The 16,455-nt window shown below is 41.2% G+C and carries 12 protein-coding genes and 1 pseudogene; 8 read left to right on the forward strand and 5 right to left on the reverse strand.

Annotated features, from left to right (window positions below; all coding sequences use genetic code 11):
- Nucleotides 1-144 precede the first annotated feature (144 nt).
- The 3 genes from CDZ94_RS18190 (at nt 145) to CDZ94_RS18200 (ending at nt 4,214) form a co-directional block, all read left to right on the forward strand.
- A complete protein-coding gene (locus CDZ94_RS18190; RefSeq protein ID WP_096439564.1) occupies nt 145-1,929 on the forward strand; it encodes a sensor histidine kinase in 1,785 nt (594 codons plus the stop codon).
- Nucleotides 1,901-2,641: a LytR/AlgR family response regulator transcription factor gene (locus CDZ94_RS18195; RefSeq protein ID WP_096439566.1), complete on the forward strand. Its 741-nt coding sequence runs from the start codon at nt 1,901-1,903 to the stop codon at nt 2,639-2,641. The genes CDZ94_RS18190 and CDZ94_RS18195 overlap by 29 nt, the downstream gene beginning before the upstream one ends.
- Before the next feature lie 127 nt (nt 2,642-2,768).
- Complete coding sequence (locus CDZ94_RS18200; protein WP_096439568.1) at nt 2,769-4,214, forward strand: carbon starvation CstA family protein; 1,446 nt, start codon at nt 2,769-2,771, stop codon at nt 4,212-4,214.
- Between the two features lie 247 nt (nt 4,215-4,461).
- Here the strand turns inward: CDZ94_RS18200 and CDZ94_RS18205 are convergent, their stop codons facing one another.
- Nucleotides 4,462-5,019, reverse strand: coding sequence for a hypothetical protein (locus CDZ94_RS18205; RefSeq protein ID WP_096439570.1), 558 nt, complete (start codon nt 5,017-5,019; stop codon nt 4,462-4,464).
- 168 nt (nt 5,020-5,187) lie between these two features.
- On the opposite strand from CDZ94_RS18205, the gene CDZ94_RS18210 reads away from it, so the two are divergent.
- Nucleotides 5,188-6,306, forward strand: coding sequence for an alanine racemase (locus CDZ94_RS18210; protein WP_096439572.1), 1,119 nt, complete (start codon nt 5,188-5,190; stop codon nt 6,304-6,306).
- A 75-nt stretch (nt 6,307-6,381) separates the two neighbouring features.
- Here CDZ94_RS18210 and CDZ94_RS18215 read toward each other — a convergent pair whose 3' ends face one another.
- Entirely contained in the window at nt 6,382-6,882 is a 501-nt protein-coding gene (locus tag CDZ94_RS18215) for a small multi-drug export protein (protein ID WP_096439574.1), read from the reverse strand.
- A gap of 25 nt (nt 6,883-6,907) precedes the next feature.
- On the reverse strand, nt 6,908-7,495 hold the full coding sequence (locus tag CDZ94_RS21895; protein ID WP_157812038.1) for a TetR/AcrR family transcriptional regulator: 588 nt from the start codon (nt 7,493-7,495) through the stop codon (nt 6,908-6,910).
- Between the two features lie 208 nt (nt 7,496-7,703).
- Between CDZ94_RS21895 and CDZ94_RS18225 the strand changes: the two are divergent.
- The 3 genes and pseudogenes from CDZ94_RS18225 (at nt 7,704) to CDZ94_RS18235 (ending at nt 11,206) form a co-directional block, all read left to right on the forward strand.
- A pseudogene (locus CDZ94_RS18225) lies at nt 7,704-8,890 on the forward strand (MATE family efflux transporter).
- Nucleotides 8,891-9,196: 306 nt separating this feature from the next.
- On the forward strand, nt 9,197-9,688 hold the full coding sequence (locus CDZ94_RS18230) for a M50 family metallopeptidase (protein ID WP_096439579.1): 492 nt from the start codon (nt 9,197-9,199) through the stop codon (nt 9,686-9,688).
- 144 nt (nt 9,689-9,832) lie between these two features.
- Nucleotides 9,833-11,206 (forward strand): aldehyde dehydrogenase, encoded by a 1,374-nt coding sequence (locus tag CDZ94_RS18235; protein ID WP_198520871.1) that lies wholly within the window; start codon nt 9,833-9,835, stop codon nt 11,204-11,206.
- A 327-nt stretch (nt 11,207-11,533) separates the two neighbouring features.
- Here the strand turns inward: CDZ94_RS18235 and CDZ94_RS18240 are convergent, their stop codons facing one another.
- Nucleotides 11,534-12,733: a GNAT family N-acetyltransferase gene (locus CDZ94_RS18240; protein ID WP_198520870.1), complete on the reverse strand. Its 1,200-nt coding sequence runs from the start codon at nt 12,731-12,733 to the stop codon at nt 11,534-11,536.
- A 222-nt stretch (nt 12,734-12,955) separates the two neighbouring features.
- Nucleotides 12,956-14,707: an adenine deaminase gene (gene ade / locus CDZ94_RS18245; protein ID WP_096439583.1), complete on the reverse strand. Its 1,752-nt coding sequence runs from the start codon at nt 14,705-14,707 to the stop codon at nt 12,956-12,958.
- 398 nt (nt 14,708-15,105) lie between these two features.
- Here ade and CDZ94_RS18250 point away from each other — a divergent pair, with 398 nt between their 5' ends.
- Nucleotides 15,106-16,425 carry a lysine N(6)-hydroxylase/L-ornithine N(5)-oxygenase family protein gene (locus CDZ94_RS18250; protein WP_096439585.1) on the forward strand — a complete coding sequence of 440 codons (1,320 nt, stop codon included), beginning with the start codon at nt 15,106-15,108 and terminating at the stop codon, nt 16,423-16,425.
- Nucleotides 16,426-16,455 lie beyond the last annotated feature (30 nt).

Below are 16,455 nucleotides of genomic sequence, written 5' to 3' on the forward strand. Positions count from 1 at the left end.
GAAACTTAGGTTAGTAGGACCGTGTTGTCACCTACCGGAGATTAATAAAAACAATCCATTTTGCAAGAGCGTTATTTCGAGGTTAATCTTAGTTAGCAAGGACATAGTAAATGTAAATATACACTATGAAAAGAGGTGACTTCCATGTGGGAGTTACTTGTACTCATGCTCGAACGCCTTGGTATCATCGTCATGGTTGCTTTTATTATGACGAGAATCAGTTATTTTCGAGAGCTTCTTGATCGCTATGATGTGACGTTTGCTGAACGTTTAAAAATTACGCTAATATTCGGCTTATTTGGTATTATCGGTACATATATAGGATTAGAAGTAAACCCGAATGAGCCTACTTATTCGGTATGGACGTGGAAAGTTGGGGAAGATGAGGCGCTTGCCAATTCGAGAGTAATCGGTGTTGTGGTGGCTGGATTACTTGGTGGTTGGAGAGTAGGTACTGGTGCAGGGATAATTGCTGGCATTCACCGGTATTCTCTCGGTGGATATACAGCGTTTGCTTGTGGAATTTCTGCAGTGATTGCCGGAATGCTAGCAGGGCTTATTCATCGTCTCGTCAAAAAGAATCGGATCATAACACTACCTGGTACATTTATTATTGGAGCATTATGTGAAGCAATTCAAATGGGCGTTATCCTTCTTGTTGCTGATCCCTTCGAGCGTGCGCTGGCGCTCGTTCAAATGATCGGTTTTCCGATGATTTTAGCCAATGGTATAGGTGCGATGATCTTTATTCTCATAATTCGAAATGTGATTCGAGAGGAAGAACGTATTGGTGCAGCTCAATCAGAAAAAGCTTTGCGTATTGCTGATCGTACCCTCGGTCATTTACGAAAAGGTCTTACCCCTGAATCAGCAAAAGCGACGTGCGCGATTTTAGTAAAAGAAGTGGGGGCCGTAGCGGTCTCTATTACAGATAGAACAAGGATTTTAGCTTTTGAGGGACAGGGAAAAGATCATCATCCTGTTGGAAGTGAGGTTCAAACACCTGCAACGAAGCGGGTGTTAGAAATGGGAGAATTGGTTGATGCCACGGAAAAAGATATCGCTTGTGAGGAATCCGGTTGTCAAATTCGTGCAGGCATAATCGTACCGTTAAAGCAAGAAGGTGCGACAGTTGGGACGTTAAAATTTTACGTGAGATCGGAAAAAGAACTTACACCTATAAAACGTGAGCTTGTTAAAGGAGTCTCTCGCTTTTTAAGTAACCAACTAGAGCTAGCAAGGGTTGATGAACTACGAGAGTTAGCCAATCAGGCGGAGGTTCGTGCACTGCAGGCACAAGTTAGTCCTCATTTCTTGTTCAACGCATTAAATGTTATTGTTTCGCTGATTCGTATTAACCCAGGGTATGCTCGAAAACTTCTTTTACAGCTGTCTTATTATTTGCGGCAAAACTTAACGAGTACGAAAAGAGGTACGTCGACATTACGTGAGGAAATCGATCATGTGAAGGCTTATTTATCGATTCAGGAAGCCCGCTTTCAAGACCGTTTACAGGTCGAATATCAAATTGATGAACGAGCTCTGTCATATAATGTTCCATCAATGACACTACAGCCTCTCGTAGAAAACTCAATTAAACACGGCTTTGAAGGAAAAAAACGTAACGCTGCTTTTTATCTTTATGTGCACATCGAGAGCATAGAAAATGACAAAGTCCGAGTTACAGTAAAAGACAACGGTGTTGGCATGGATCCCGATAGGCTTGAAAGCTTGAAAAAGAATCCTCTTGATTCCAAAGATGGGACAGGTCTTGGTGTGTTTAATGTGTCAAAACGTTTAAAGCTCATGTTAGGAGAAGAAAGTGAATTGCATATTGAAAGTGAAAAATCAAAGGGAACAACGGTTTATTTTTACATGACTAATGGAGGAACTGATCGAGATGAAAACGATAAGAACGTTAATTGTTGATGATGAGCCATTAAGTCGGGAAGAGCTACGGCATCTTTTATCCGAATACGAGGACTTTGATATTGTCGGTCAAGCTAGTTCTGGAGAGGAAGGACTTGAACAAGCGTTGAGGCTACATCCGGATGTGTTGTTTTTAGATATTGAAATGGCAGAAATGAATGGTGTGGAGCTCGCCAATGCCCTCCAACAGTTAAAGAAGGTTCCGCATATTGTTTTTGCCACAGCATATCCAGACTACGCGGTAAAAGCCTTTCGTCTTGAAGCGGTGGATTACTTATTAAAACCTTTTGATGAAGTCCAACTTGTAGAGACAATCAAAAGAATTCGTAAAATCGAATCGGGGAATGGTGGAGAAAACCAGCCCGCGCAAAAAGCCAATCACCTTGGGAAGCTTGCCGTCGAGAATGAGGAAACAATTATCTATTTGAGCCCTCAAAACATTGACTATTGTTTTCGTGAGGGAAAAGAGACTAAAATCTGTGTTGGAGAGCATTGTTATTCCAGTAAACAGACGTTAAAAGAGCTCGAAGAAAAGCTCGCTGATTACTCTTTTTTTCGCACGCACAAAGGTTTTTTAGTTAATTTGAAACGAGTTTCTGCATTAGTTCCTTGGTTAAATGGAGCTTATCAACTGAAAATTCAGGGAGGGAGGGTGGAGATTCCCGTAAGTCGTAATTATGTCAAAGAATTGCGTCACCGGTTAGAGTTGTAAGCGTTGTATTTTAACCTCGTTTTTTAGCACGTGAGGGTGAATTTTCGACATGTTATGACGGAATTCATTCTCCGTCCCTTTATCACGCTATAATGAAAGCGTATTCAAAGAGGCGAGGTGAAGCTTGATGGTGACATTTATTGTATCGATCATTTTATTAGTCATTGGTTATTTCACATATGGGAAGTTTGTTGAACGAGTATTTGGTGTAAAAGAAGCACGACCCACCCCTGCTTATGCAAATCAGGACGGCATTGATTATGTACCGATGGGAACGAAGCGAAATTCATTGATTCAATTATTAAATATAGCTGGTGTCGGTCCGATTTTTGGCCCGATTTTAGGTGCTCTATATGGACCGGTTGCATTTTTGTGGATCGTATTAGGAGCTATTTTTGCCGGAGCAGTTCATGATTATTTAACCGGGATGATCTCCATTCGTAACCGGGGCGCTCACTTACCTGAGCTTGCAGGAAAATTTCTCGGAAACGTTATGAAACACGTTGTTAATGGCTTCTCAGTCCTGTTGTTACTGTTAGTGGGAACTGTTTTTGTGACAGCCCCTGCTGCATTAATCGATAATTTGACGCCAGGGTGGCTGACGATCGGTATGATCATTGGTCTTATTTTCGTTTATTATATTGTTGCTACAATGCTACCGATTGATAAAATCATCGGTCGTGTCTATCCGATCTTCGGTGCATTACTCGTGATTAGTGCCCTTGGAATTGGGGGAGGTCTTGTTATTACGGGAGCACCGATTCCAGAACTGTCATTTACGAATATGCACCCTGAAGGACTCGCGATTTTTCCATTGTTATTCTTAACCATTTCCTGCGGGGCGTTAAGTGGATTCCACGCCACTCAATCACCGATCATTTCCAGAACGACTCAAAATGAAAAACAAGGACGTAAGATTTTTTACGGCATGATGATTACAGAAGCTGTCATTGCGATGATTTGGGCAGCGGCAGCTATGAGTCTTTTCCATGGAACGGACCTAAACGCCATCCTTAATGGAGGTGGACCGGCTGCAGTCGTAAGTGAAGTATCTATGGTCATGCTCGGTGCAATTGGTGGTACGCTGGCTGTAATCGGGGTTATTATTCTCCCAATCACATCTGGAGATACAGCATTTCGTAGTGCACGTATGATTATTGCCGATTACTTTAAAATTGGTCAAATCAAACGTCGCAACCGATTATTTATTGCTTTTCCATTGTTCGGACTTTCGGTAGCATTAACGCAAATTGACTTTACATTACTATGGCGTTACTTTTCATGGGCGAATCAATCCACAGCGATGATTGCACTTTGGGTCGGAGCTATGTATCTAGCGTTACAAGGTAAAAATCATTGGATTTCCAGTATACCGGCGACCTTTATGACGATGGTAACGACGACGTATATTTTAAACGCAGACATTGGTTTGGGACTGTCGATGGATGTATCTCTAATCGGGGCAGCTTTTGTAACAATCATCGCTATCATTCTTTTCTCTGTAAAATTAAGAAAAGAACTAAGAGCAGATCAACCGTTTAAAGTAGATGAAGTAGAGAGAAAAATTGCTTGAGAAAGATGTTATCGTATTTGATGCTTTTTGAGCGGTAGACCACAGTGATTTGGCTAAAAACTTAAAAAATAAGCCTCTGACCATAAATTGGTCGAGGCTTACTTTTGCTGGAAGGCTGTTTTCGTAAAGTTTGTTGCTATTTTACTTGAAAAAGCTGTCGCGCTAAGCGTGACAGGGCACGCATGCGCTTGCCTAACGCTCTAAAAACAAATAGCAACAATGTTTTAGAAAAGAGCCTACTGGAGAACTATTCCTTTTCTGTTAACCGTAATAAATAATTAATGGCAGCTAATAAAAGTGGGTCTCGTGAAGAATGGTGAAGTGTAACCGTATGGGCGGTCGTGATGCCATTACGGATGTAGTCGCTGTCTGCTTGTAATACAAGCTCCACTGAACCGTCTTCTCCACCTTTCTCTTCCAAAGTTCCTTGTTTTGAAGAACCTTTAATATGTCCTTTTTTCGCTTCAATTACCTGTTCACTATTAAAAAAGGTTAAAGAATGTACTTGGGCTTGAGGTGTCAGTTCTTCCTTTATTTTGCCAATGACTTGGTTCCCGTTAAGAACAGTCCAATGGCGCTCTTTATAAGGCAGGTAACCATTTGCTTGGATGATGCGAAGTTCATTCCCGTCTGATGTTTCAACTTGCAAGTGAGCCCATTGCCCCGAGATAAACTGATTCATAAGCTGATGTAGTTTAGTTGGATAAAATAAGGAAATAGTTCCAATCGAATTGCCGTCTAATTGTATAGTAATTTGCTGGTTTTCAGCCTCTTTGGGCGGTTGACTGTAAGTAAGCTTTTCCATGTGACCAGCCTCCTATTGCGTAATGATGTAAAATGAAAGAGAGAAATACTTTACTCTGTGGAAAGGTAGTACATCGAAAAAATCTACTAGAATTCAGTTGAAGTGTCAATGAGATCATGAAAAGTTACATATTTTTCAACGAAACTGCGAAAAAAGGGAGGAATCATTATGAACTTATGGAAAAGTGAACCAACGCCGTCGCTTCTTTTGGACATCAATCAAATGAAACGAAACATTGAGCGGATGGTCTGGTCTGCAAATAAAAACGGTGTCAATCTTCGGCCGCACATTAAAACGCATAAAAGTGTGGAGATTGCGAGACTTGAAATTGAAGCAGGAGCTTACGGAATCACGGTTGCTACATTATCAGAAGCAGAATTGTTCGTAAAAGCTGGTTTTAAAGATATTCTTTTGGCATTTCCACTGGTCGGGAAACAGAAAGTGGATCGTTTGGCAGCGTTATGTCAAGAATCTAAAGTCATTGCTTCGGTAGACGATGAATATCAGGCATTCCTCCTTCAGGAATCGGCAGAAGCAAAAGGAATTGAAATCGAAGTTTGGATGAAAGTGAATTCCGGTCTCAATCGTTGCGGAGTCGAGTCGGGGAAAGAAGCGTTGACATTAGCTCAAGGGATACGACAATATGGCTCTCTAAAACTAACGGGGATCTATACTCATGCTGGTCATGCCTATGGTTTTACTGAAAAAACAGAACGAAGCCGTATTGCACAAGAAGAAGCGAAAGCGGTCTTGGAATCTGTACGATTATGTGAAGATGAAGATATTTCAATTCCAAACCGAAGTGTTGGCTCGACACCTACCTATGAGGAAGCAGGAAAGTTTGAAGGAATTACTGAGGTGCGCCCTGGGAATGCCGTTTTCTTTGACGGTGTCCAAGAAGGTCTTGGCGTTTGTGAAGTAACAGAATGTGCTCTATCTGTAAGTGCGTCGGTCGTCTCGATTAAGGAAGACCGGATTATTTTCGATGCTGGGAGCAAGTCGCTGACATCGGAAAAAGGAGCTCACGGAAATGAAAGTGTCAAAGGGTTTGGTACCATTGTTGAACCAGTGGAGCTTCAAGGGTTCTCTCTAACAAGGTTATCAGAAGAACATGGAGTTTTAGATGGAAATGGGAGCCCATTACCGTCAATTAAATTCGGTGAGACCATTCGGATCGTACCGAACCATGCGTGTACAGCTGTGAATTTGTATGATACGTACACGGTTATTCAAGATGAGCGGGTTGTCGATCGTTGGAAAGTGGATGCTCGCGGGTGTAATGTGTAAGTTAAATCAAGCGGCGTTGGTTAATCTAAAAATAGAAAGACGCTCGGATTTAAGGATTTTGAGCGTCTTTTCTTTTTACAATATAAAATCAAAACCGTAATAAGAAACAATTGTTAGAACAATCGTCCATGCAATAAGGCTAAGGCCCATCCATACGGAGGTTGCAAGCTTGCTAGCTTTAAGCGAAAGTGCAATAACAGCGGCCAAGTGGATGCCGGTTACGATAGGTCCCATGATGGCAAGACCGGGCAAACCATACTTTTTAAAGATCGCTGCAGCACGTTGGTTACGGCGTTGTTTCTTCTCCAGTTTTGTAAGATCTTCATTCGTTTCCTCGGCTGCTTTCTTTTGCTCTCGTTTTTCTTTCCAACGCAAATAAAAGTTCGTCGTTTGAAACCATTTCATTAGAAATACGATGAGGAGAATAGGAAAGAAGTTTCCGAGGAAAGAGACAACCCCGACTCCCACTGGATTAAGGCCAATTCCAATGCCGATTGGAATTACAACTAATATTTCAAGCCACGGTAAAGCAGCCATGACAAAAATCATCATATATTGCCATAGAGTTTCAAACATGGTGGTACACCTCTTTATTTTAGTTTTATCGTTTTTTAATTCCTTGCCAAAAAACAGTCCAAACATGTTGCTTTCGTGCATTAATGGTTTCTTCAGGGTAGTAAAACATCTGGGTAGAAATACCATCTAGAAAGCAGTAATAGGCATTAAGGAACATTTTCGCATCGCGATTCTCAATCTCCCCTGCTTCAATTCCGTGACGAAAGATCGGTAAGAAAACGTCGTCTAATTCTTCTTCAAAAGATAGAAAAAGTTCTCTAACCGCTTCTTTTAAGTCTGCAGGCGGGAACATCGCATAGTGGAAATAAAACTTACCAATGGCATCATACCTTATAAAATCAGTTGTTTTAATAAACGCCGAATAGAGCACGTTTTTGGTTGAATGAGAATGTTGATTTTGGACGACCCCTCTCAGTTCCTCGGCAAAACGTTTGTAAACATCCTCTACTAGAACCATGAATAAGTCTTCCTTATTGGCAAAATGATTATATAAAGAAGACTTACGAATCCCAACGCGCTTTGCAATTTTTGAAAGGCTGGCCCCGTCATAGCCTTCGTTGGCAAACAGGAGTAAAGCTTCTTCCTTTATTCGATCTACTGTTGAAGCAGGCATAGAAATTCCTCCAAACATAATAAAAACGAACGATCGTTAGTTAATAGATCACTTGCTATTATATTCTCTTTTGAAAAAAAAATCAAGAGAAAGTAAAAAGTTCGGGGGACAGTCCCCTTTGCGTTAGGGAAACTTTTTTGCCCTTTTTTTAAGTTGACATTAAGGGAGCCTGAGTCTATGGTGTTAAGGGCGAAAGGAGGCGGTTTGTGTGTATGAAACATCAACATACAGAGAAAAAATACGTCTCTTATTGATTATTATGTGGCCGATACTTGTTACACAACTCGGTCTGTATTTTATGAAATTTGTTGATACAACAATGTCTGGCCAGGCAGGTGCGGAAGATTTGGCTGGTGTGGCAATCGGCTCTAGCTTGTGGCTGCCGGTGTTAACGCACTTACACAGGAGGTCCATCATATTGCAGAGCATTATTTGATTGGTTTGTCCTTTGGTATGCTTCCGCTCTTTGCTAACAATGTTTTCCGGTGTTTTATCGATTCACTAGGTCAGACGAGAATTACGATGTTCATTATTCTCTTAGCTTTACCAGTCAATTTTGTCTTTAATTATGTACTGATTTTTGGGAACTTTGGTTTTCCAGCCCTTGGTGGAGTTGGAGCAGGCTACGCTTCGGCAATAACGTATTGGTTTATCTTTTTTGTTGGGCTTTATTTTGTCGCTCGCGTACGGCCGTTTATGAACTATCGTTTATTTAAAACGTTTTTCAGGGTATCGTTAAGATCGTGGAAAGAAATTCTCGTGCTAGGTGTTCCGATTGGGATGACGATCTTTTTTGAAACGAGTATCTTTGCTGCGGTTACGCTGCTTATGAGTCAATTCCCAACTGAGGTAATAGCTGCTCACCAAGCTGCAATTAACTTTTCATCATTATTGTTTATGATTCCGATGAGCATCGCTTTTGCCCTGACAATTGCAGTGGGGTATGAAGTTGGCGCTTTTCGGATAACGGATGCCAAACAATATGGGGGGATCGGGGTTATATTTGCCCTTCTACTCGGCGTTTTTGCCTGTGTAGCAATTTATGTTCTGCGTGGTCCTGTTTCATCACTTTATACAACCAGTCCTGAAGTAGCTTTGCTAATTCAGTCGTTTTTGATCTATGCAATCTTTTTTCAGTTTTCTGATGCGCTGAATACACCGATACAAGGGATTTTGCGAGGATATAAAGATGTGAATGTTCCCTTTGTTCTTGCCCTCATATCCTTTTGGGTGATTGGACTTCCTGTCGGGTATTGGATGGCGCAAAATACTGGATTTGGTCCGTATGGGTACTGGTTTGGGTTAATTGTCGGTCTTGCTGCTGGTGCGATTTGTTTAACGTGGCGGCTGGTTTATATTCAAAAGCGGATGGAGAATAAAGTAGAATTTGTGTAGAATTAATTCGTCTTTAAGTAGAATGCGTTTACTTTTGTGTAAAATCCTTCCTAATTTATTTGCTTAAACAAGCACCAACTTCAATCTGCTCGCTTTCCGCGGACGAACCGCCGAGCTGCCTTGGGGAATGCACTCTGCGGGGTCTCGGCTAGCCCGTTTTTCCGCAGGAATCTCACAGATTTCGTCCAACTACGCAGAAGATCTTTACAATTCAACTTATAAAAGATTGATGCTATTTGTTTATTAATGAACAAATAAGGAAATAGGAAAAATATTAAAAGTGCGGTATAAAAAGGGGGCAGTCTCTTGTTTGGCTGGAGTGATATCCCAACTTTTATCTGGGCATTATTTGTAATTTTACCGATCGTTTCACTCATCCATGAGCTAGGTCATTTTCTGTTTACACGATTATTTGGAGGAAAACTAGATTTTTCATTAGGAAGAGGAAAGATTATTTTTAAGCTCGGTGAATTTGAAATTCGTAGAGTATATTTTTTAGATTCCTGGTGTCAAATAAAAGAATTAAAAGTAAATAACCGCTGGTCCCATGCTATTGTATATTTAGGAGGGCCGTTATTTAATATTGGTTCAGTCGTGATCATTAATTCTTCCATTCATGCAGGGGTGCTTCCAGCGCATATTTTGTTTTACCAATTTGTTTACTTTTCCCTATATTTTGCTTTCTTCTCCCTATTACCGGTGGAGTACGGTGAAGGTCAACCAAGCGATGGGAAGGCGATTTACGATGTATTGCGACATGGGACGAGTAAGGATTCCAGGAAAGATCCTTTATATTAGTTGAGAGAACGTGTCTATGTGACCTATTATAGAAATAAGCCATTCGACAAATGGGGAGACTGGTTATAGAAACAATCATAGAATGGCAGGAAAAGCAGATGGTTTCCCCTTCTAGATGGAAGGGGAAGTGAGGAGGAGAGACGAATGATAAACGATTATCAATCACTTGTAGAGAAGCAAAAACGTTTTTTTTACAGCGGAAAAACAAAGGATATTTCGTTTCGAATCGAGCAACTGACGAAATTAAAAGAAGCCATTAAAGAGAAAGAAGATTTGATTATTGAAGCTGCCTACAGGGATTTAGGCAAATCTAAACGAGAAGCTTTCTTAACGGAAATCGGCTTTTTATATAGTGAACTTAAAGATATGATCAAAAATGTACCCACATGGTCTCAAATAAGAAAAGAGAGAACAGCTCTGACTCATGTTGGTTCAACGAGCTATATTTATAAAGAACCTTATGGTGTAGCGCTCATTATCGGACCGTGGAACTACCCATTTCATCTCGTTATGGCTCCGTTAATTGGTGCTATAGCGGCAGGGAACACAGCGATTCTCAAGCCCTCAGAACTAACCCCGTTTACGAGTGCGGTCATTCGAGAGATAATTGACGAGACGTTTCAGGAAGAGTATATCGCAGTAAGAGAAGGTGACGCCGAAGCAGCGAAAGAGCTTCTTGATTTAAACACTGATTATATTTTCTTTACTGGGAGTGTTCAAGTCGGGAAAAAGGTGATGGAAGCTGCGAGTAAGCACCTTACACCTGTGACACTTGAGCTCGGTGGAAAAAGTCCAGCTATTGTCATGAAGGATGCAGATGTAAAACTTGCAGCCAAGAGAATAGTTTGGGGAAAATTTATCAACGCAGGTCAAACATGTGTCGCACCGGACTATATTCTTGTTCAAGAAAAAGCAAAGCGAAAATTATATAAATACCTTGTTAAATATATTAAAAAGTTTTACGGACAAGATGTGTCTCAGAATAAAGACTATCCACGTATCGTCAATGAAAAGCATCATGACCGGATAACGGCCCTTTTAGACGAGGAGAAGATTATGTATGGCGGAGAGCACGATCGGGATGAGCGATTCATTGCTCCGACCATAATGGACAATGTAACCTTTGACGACCCGGTTATGGAAGAAGAAATTTTCGGTCCAATTTTACCTCTCGTAAGCTTTGAAGAGGCACATGATGTCATTGATATGGTACGCCAACGCCCGAACCCGTTAGCACTCTATCTATTTACCGAGAAAAAACAGACGGAATCGTTAATTTTTAGCAATTTATCTTTTGGAGGTGGCTGTGTGAACGACACGCTCATGCACATTACATCACCTCACCTTCCTTTTGGAGGCGTTGGTGAAAGTGGTATGGGGGCTTATCATGGAAAGGCGAGTTTTGATACCTTTACCCATGAAAAAAGTGTACTCAAGCAGACGAACAAGTTCGATATACCTCTTCGCTATAGTCAAAGTAATCGTTCCATTAGTGCGTTGCGAAAGATGTGGGAATAAAAGGTTAGGATAAGAAAAGCGCAAGGCGCCCTTAACCGACGACATGCAAATGTTCTGTCCGATAACAAGTACTTTTTACTTTTAATCTGGCAGGTTACTTGACACGTGCCGATGGTGCTTGGAGCTAGACATCGAAACGTAGATTTTTATGCTTTATTAACTCTTAAGAAAAATCGCATAGCGGTCTTTTATTACTAAATAAGCGAAAAACTCGGCAACCGCCGAGTTTTTTCCTCTTTGAGAGCATGTTCTTAAAGGGGGGCAATGGCTCCGCAGGCTTAAAACGATGCAGCATCTCGATTCATTGCTCCCGATGTGACAATTCTTTTAAAAGAAATCATAAATGAACGGCTTGTGATGAGGAAGAATCGTTGTTAACCGTTCCGCTTCTTTCAATGGACCCATTATTTTCTCTGCTTCATAGAGCACATCAACCGGCTGAGCGTTCATGAAAACAGCGGAGAATGACTGAATGTCCATAGAGAGGCCTCGTTGGGGAGGATGCTGACAACTAGCACCTTCCTGTTTTTGGGTGTGATGTGTCACGTCAAGAGGTTCGCCTCCAGAAGCGTTCGGTTTAATAATATACGTACCCGTGTTCCAGTCGCAGAAACTGTCTTCAAGGTGAAGAATGATCGGTTTTTCGGAAGTAGCTGTGAATGGAAACTGCCGTAAAAACGCTGTGACATCTACTACGCGAGCCATAAAGTAGGAACTCACTTTCTGTTCCACGTGAGGATCGTCAAGTAAAAATATCGTTCCATCATCACTAGGCAAGTTAACAACAGCTTCTTTAATCATCGAATCATGGTTGCTAATAAACGTCCAAAGACCAGTTCGAGCTTCGTGATTAAGCCAGACAATTTCATGTACGGTAAGCACTTCATCTTTTACTTTGTAAATGAGATAGCCCTTTTTCCTTTGCTGTGCATCGTAATAAACAGCGACTTGCCCTTTCTTCCGTTTGAAAATAGAGCGATCCCACCATTCTGAATGTCGCTTAATGGCTCCATTAAATTGACAAGCCCACGTTTCATAAACATCGGCTATTATTTCACTGTCAGAATCGACCCGTTTTACGTACCCCGTCGTTTGCTTTCGTTTAGGAAGCTTTTCTTTAGGAATTGTCACTGAACGTTTTTCAGCAAAAAGCTCCCACCCGAACTTTCGATAAAAAGGGATAGAAAATGGGAAGAGGTAAGAGACAAGTTGCCCATTTTCCTTCATTTCCTTTAAGGACGCGAGTAATAAGTCACGGACGAGCCCAGATCTTCGGTGTTCAGGCCAGGTAGCAACGCCAGAGACTCCTCCCATCGCCCATTCTTTTCCGGCTATGTAAGTTGTAAAAGGAAAGATCGTTACTTTGGAGTACAGTTCTCCGTTTTGTGCTGCAACCCATGTTTCGGCAGGGTTGACCCACTTTCGGCGTTCGTCCCTTTCTTCGTCACTTAGTTCATATTGAAATGCGAATTCAGACATTTTTAAACTAAAGTCTACCTCTTCTTGTTTTAGTTTACGTATCTCCATTGCTCCACCCTCCATCTTTCAAGTTGTGTTTTCCTTATTAAATCATAGCGAAAGATATACATTTGAAAAAGGGAAAGTTTTCATTTTAGTTATAAAAACGCGTAGCGGCCTGTTTATTAAATACAGCGAAAGCTTCCGCTCGTCTCAAAGATGGTTTTATCTTGAGACGAGCGGCGTGACTAAAGAGCCGTAAAAGGGCTCTACGTACGATATTCCAGTTACTTATGATTCGGCTGCCGGAATGGGTATATGCGCCATTTTCGTTGTGTCAAACAGTCCCATGTCAGTAAGCTTTAACGAAGGGATCACCGGAAGAGCTAGAAATGACAGAGTTAGGAAGGGATTAAATTCGGTTCGGCTTCCTGAATTCGTAAAAGTTTCATGGAGTTTAGTGAGATGGTGTGCTGCTTCTTTTACTGAAAGAGGACTCATTAAGCCGCCGATCGGAAGTGGGAATGTGTCGATCTCGACGCCTTCACTTACGATCGTTAAACCGCCTTGATGTTGTTCAATGGAACGAACGGCACAAAGAATGTCAGCTGTGCTCGTACCGACGACGATGATGTTGTGGGAATCATGAGCAATCGTCGTAGCAATCGCTCCTTTCTTTAATCCAATACCTGTAACAATGCCCAAGCCTATATTTGATGTTTTACCATGACGCTCGATTACAGCAAGAGTCAGCTGGTCCTTGGATAGAGAAGGAGTAAAATACCCATTACTGTCCTTGTCCACTGTTTTTATGAGATGATCAGTAATTAGTGAGTTCGGCTGAACTCCGATAACGTGTGCTTTTGTTTTTCCTGCCATATGGATCATAAAGTCATTCTCTGTAAGGTTTGGAATTTTCACGGTCTGCACAATCTGTTCAGGAGGGGTTAACTCATTTTCAGTACTAATGACTAACTGCCCGTTTTTAACGATTTTTTTTCCTCGTAAAAAGACCTCATCGGCTGTAAAGTTATTCAGGTCATTAACGAAAAGAAACGTTGCTTCAAACCCAGGTGCAATCGCTCCCTTTTCCTTTAGATTAAAGCAAGTAGCTGCGTTAATCGTAGCCAATTGAATAACGGTAATCGGGTCGAGCCCGTTTTTGATCGCCAAGCGGATGTTAAAATCAATGCTGCCTTCTTTTAACAGGTCGTCAGGATGTTTATCATCGGTGCAGAACATAAAGCGCCTGCTATTTTTTGCAGTTACAGCTGGCAGTAGTGAAAGGAGGTCTTTGGCGACAGATCCTTCTCTCATCATGACATAAAACCCTCGTTGGGTACGCACTAATGCCTCCTCTGCTGTGGTGCACTCATGGTCCGTTAAAATACCTGCAGTGCGGTAAACGTTTAAAGCCGTGGAAGACAGACCCGATGCGTGACCATCAATGTTTTTACCAGCAGATTTAGCCATATTTAACTTGTTAAGCATATCATCATCTCTGTTCATTACGGCTGGATAGTCCATTACTTCTGCAAGACCAAGAACTTTTGGGTGATGATTGAAATGTGCGAGATCATTTGCGGTTAATGTCGCTCCTGAGGTTTCAAATGGGGTACTTGGAACAGAGGAAGGAAGCATTGTATAAATGTCAAGGTCAGCTTTGTCCGACTCATCAATCATAAATTGAATGGCCTGTTTTCCAAGAACATTAGCGATTTCATGTGGATCTGTAATTGCTGTGGTTACTCCGTGTGGCAATAAAGCATCAGAAAAGTGTTGAGGTGTCATCATCGACGATTCGATATGAACATGAGCATCAATAAGACCTGGCACGATATATTTTCCCTTTGCATCGATTGTTTTTGTACCTTCATAAGGGCCAATCCCGACGATCATCCCATCTGTGATCGCTATACTTTGGTCTGTGATGATGGTGCTATTAAATACGTCAACAATTTTGCCGTTGGTAATAACGATGTCAGCTGGTTCACCATGAGCAGAGGTGATGATTTGACTGGATAACGCTAGTTTGTTGTTCATGGTACTTCTCCTCTCTTTTGGCAGGGGTGGATGAAATAAACAATTTGACTCCATTTAATAGAAACTAGTAAGCGATTTCTAAAGTCTTTCCTCAAATATTACCAGTTATTTTATATCTGCGAAGGATTTTTTTCAAGATAAACCTGAGTGCGCGTTCAAAAAGGAACATAAAAAGAGCCGAGTAGGTCGAGACAGAGAAGCAAGCTAAACGAAGAGATACGATAGCTATTTTTAGCGGGCTTTATAACCTCCTTTTTTAAGGATAGAAAATAGTGAAAAAGGGAATAAAGAAAAATATATCGTGCGTGTTCAAGAATCGAGTAGAAAACAGACGCTACAGCTGATTCGAGCAAGCAACAAATTTTATGAAAACAGCCTAACAGAAAGAGGGGATAGAGATGACTGCGCCAGCAACATATGATCTAATCGGAATCGGAATTGGCCCATTTAATTTAGGAATGGCGGCATTATTAGATTCTGTTGAAGATGTCAATGCAATCTTTTTTGATGAAACGTCTGAGTTCAATTGGCATCCAGGGATGTTACTTGAAGGAGCTGATCTCCAAGTTCCTTTTTTAGCAGATTTAGTAACAATTGCTGACCCTACAAGCCCTTATTCATTCTTAAACTATTTACACGAACATAATCGAATGCACAAATTCTTCTTTTTCAATCGTTTTGATATCCCGAGAGTAGAATATAATCATTATTTACGCTGGGTTGTCGCTCATTTGGATGATTGCAAATTTGGAAAAAGAGTTGTTGATGTCATAGATCATAATGTGGAGGGTGAGCCTTATTATGAGGTGGTAGTAGAAGGAAACGAGGCGAAAGTAACCGAGCGTTATTTTACTAAACACGTCGTTGTTGGTACTGGAAGTGTTCCGCTTGTCCCTGAAGGGTTTGACCAGTTTCCAGTGGAGGATGTGGCACACACGAGTCAATACTTGTTCCAAAGAAAACACATACTCGATAAAAAAGTGAAAGATATCCTTGTTGTAGGGTCTGGCCAAAGTGCTGCTGAAGTAGTATTGGACTTGTTACAGCGCCAGGATCGAACGGACTTTCATTTGCATTGGATTACACGTTCTCCCGCTTTTTTCCAACTTGAATCAGGTAAAGTCGGTCAAGAAGTATTTTCACCGGACTATGTAGATTATTTTCATAAGTTGTCATTGGAAAAACGAGAAAAGGAGCTGCCTAATTTATCTCACTTACGTAATGGTGTGGAAGAGAAGACCTTTCATGAGATTTATGATTTGCTCTATCATAAGTCAATTGATTCACCGGCTCCGATTACAATCCGTTCATCCAGTGATGTAAAGGACATTGAGGTAACGGAGGGTGGTCGTTACGCGGTAACCTGTCATCAATGGATGGAGGAAACCAATTACCATCTTGAAGTAGATAAAATGATTCTCGCAACAGGTTATCGACCGAATATTCCAGAGTGGATTGAACGCATTCGTGACGAGATCGTGTGGGAAGATGAAAAACGGTTTAAAGTGACGCGTGATTACCGGTTAACTTTTAAAAAAGAGCGAGATCATCAAGTGTTTACCGTAACGAACATCGAACATTCTCATGGAGCAGGAGCGACTAATCTTGGTCTTTCTGTACATCGTAATATGACAATTATTAATAAAATTGCTGAACGAGAAGTATACAAGGAAGCAGAAGATACAGTATTTCAACGATTTGGTACTGAAAAAGAATAGTGTGACAAATGCACTACAGTTGAGGTACAT

Source organism: Alteribacter populi (genome assembly GCF_002352765.1).
GTDB lineage: Bacteria > Bacillota > Bacilli > Bacillales > Salisediminibacteriaceae > Alteribacter > Alteribacter populi.

Coding starts and splice junctions, on each gene's coding strand:
- CDZ94_RS18215 (WP_096439574.1), bottom strand. CDS start 6,882: ATGTTTGAAACTCTATGGCAATATATGATGATTTTTGTCATGGCTGCT.
- CDZ94_RS18190 (WP_096439564.1), top strand. CDS start 145: ATGTGGGAGTTACTTGTACTCATGCTCGAACGCCTTGGTATCATCGTC.
- CDZ94_RS18250 (WP_096439585.1), top strand. CDS start 15,106: ATGACTGCGCCAGCAACATATGATCTAATCGGAATCGGAATTGGCCCA.
- ade (WP_096439583.1), bottom strand. CDS start 14,707: ATGAACAACAAACTAGCGTTATCCAGTCAAATCATCACCTCTGCTCAT.
- CDZ94_RS18200 (WP_096439568.1), top strand. CDS start 2,769: ATGGTGACATTTATTGTATCGATCATTTTATTAGTCATTGGTTATTTC.
- CDZ94_RS21895 (WP_157812038.1), bottom strand. CDS start 7,495: ATGCCTGCTTCAACAGTAGATCGAATAAAGGAAGAAGCTTTACTCCTG.
- CDZ94_RS18235 (WP_198520871.1), top strand. CDS start 9,833: ATGATAAACGATTATCAATCACTTGTAGAGAAGCAAAAACGTTTTTTT.
- CDZ94_RS18195 (WP_096439566.1), top strand. CDS start 1,901: ATGAAAACGATAAGAACGTTAATTGTTGATGATGAGCCATTAAGTCGG.
- CDZ94_RS18240 (WP_198520870.1), bottom strand. CDS start 12,733: ATGGAGATACGTAAACTAAAACAAGAAGAGGTAGACTTTAGTTTAAAA.
- CDZ94_RS18205 (WP_096439570.1), bottom strand. CDS start 5,019: ATGGAAAAGCTTACTTACAGTCAACCGCCCAAAGAGGCTGAAAACCAG.
- CDZ94_RS18210 (WP_096439572.1), top strand. CDS start 5,188: ATGAACTTATGGAAAAGTGAACCAACGCCGTCGCTTCTTTTGGACATC.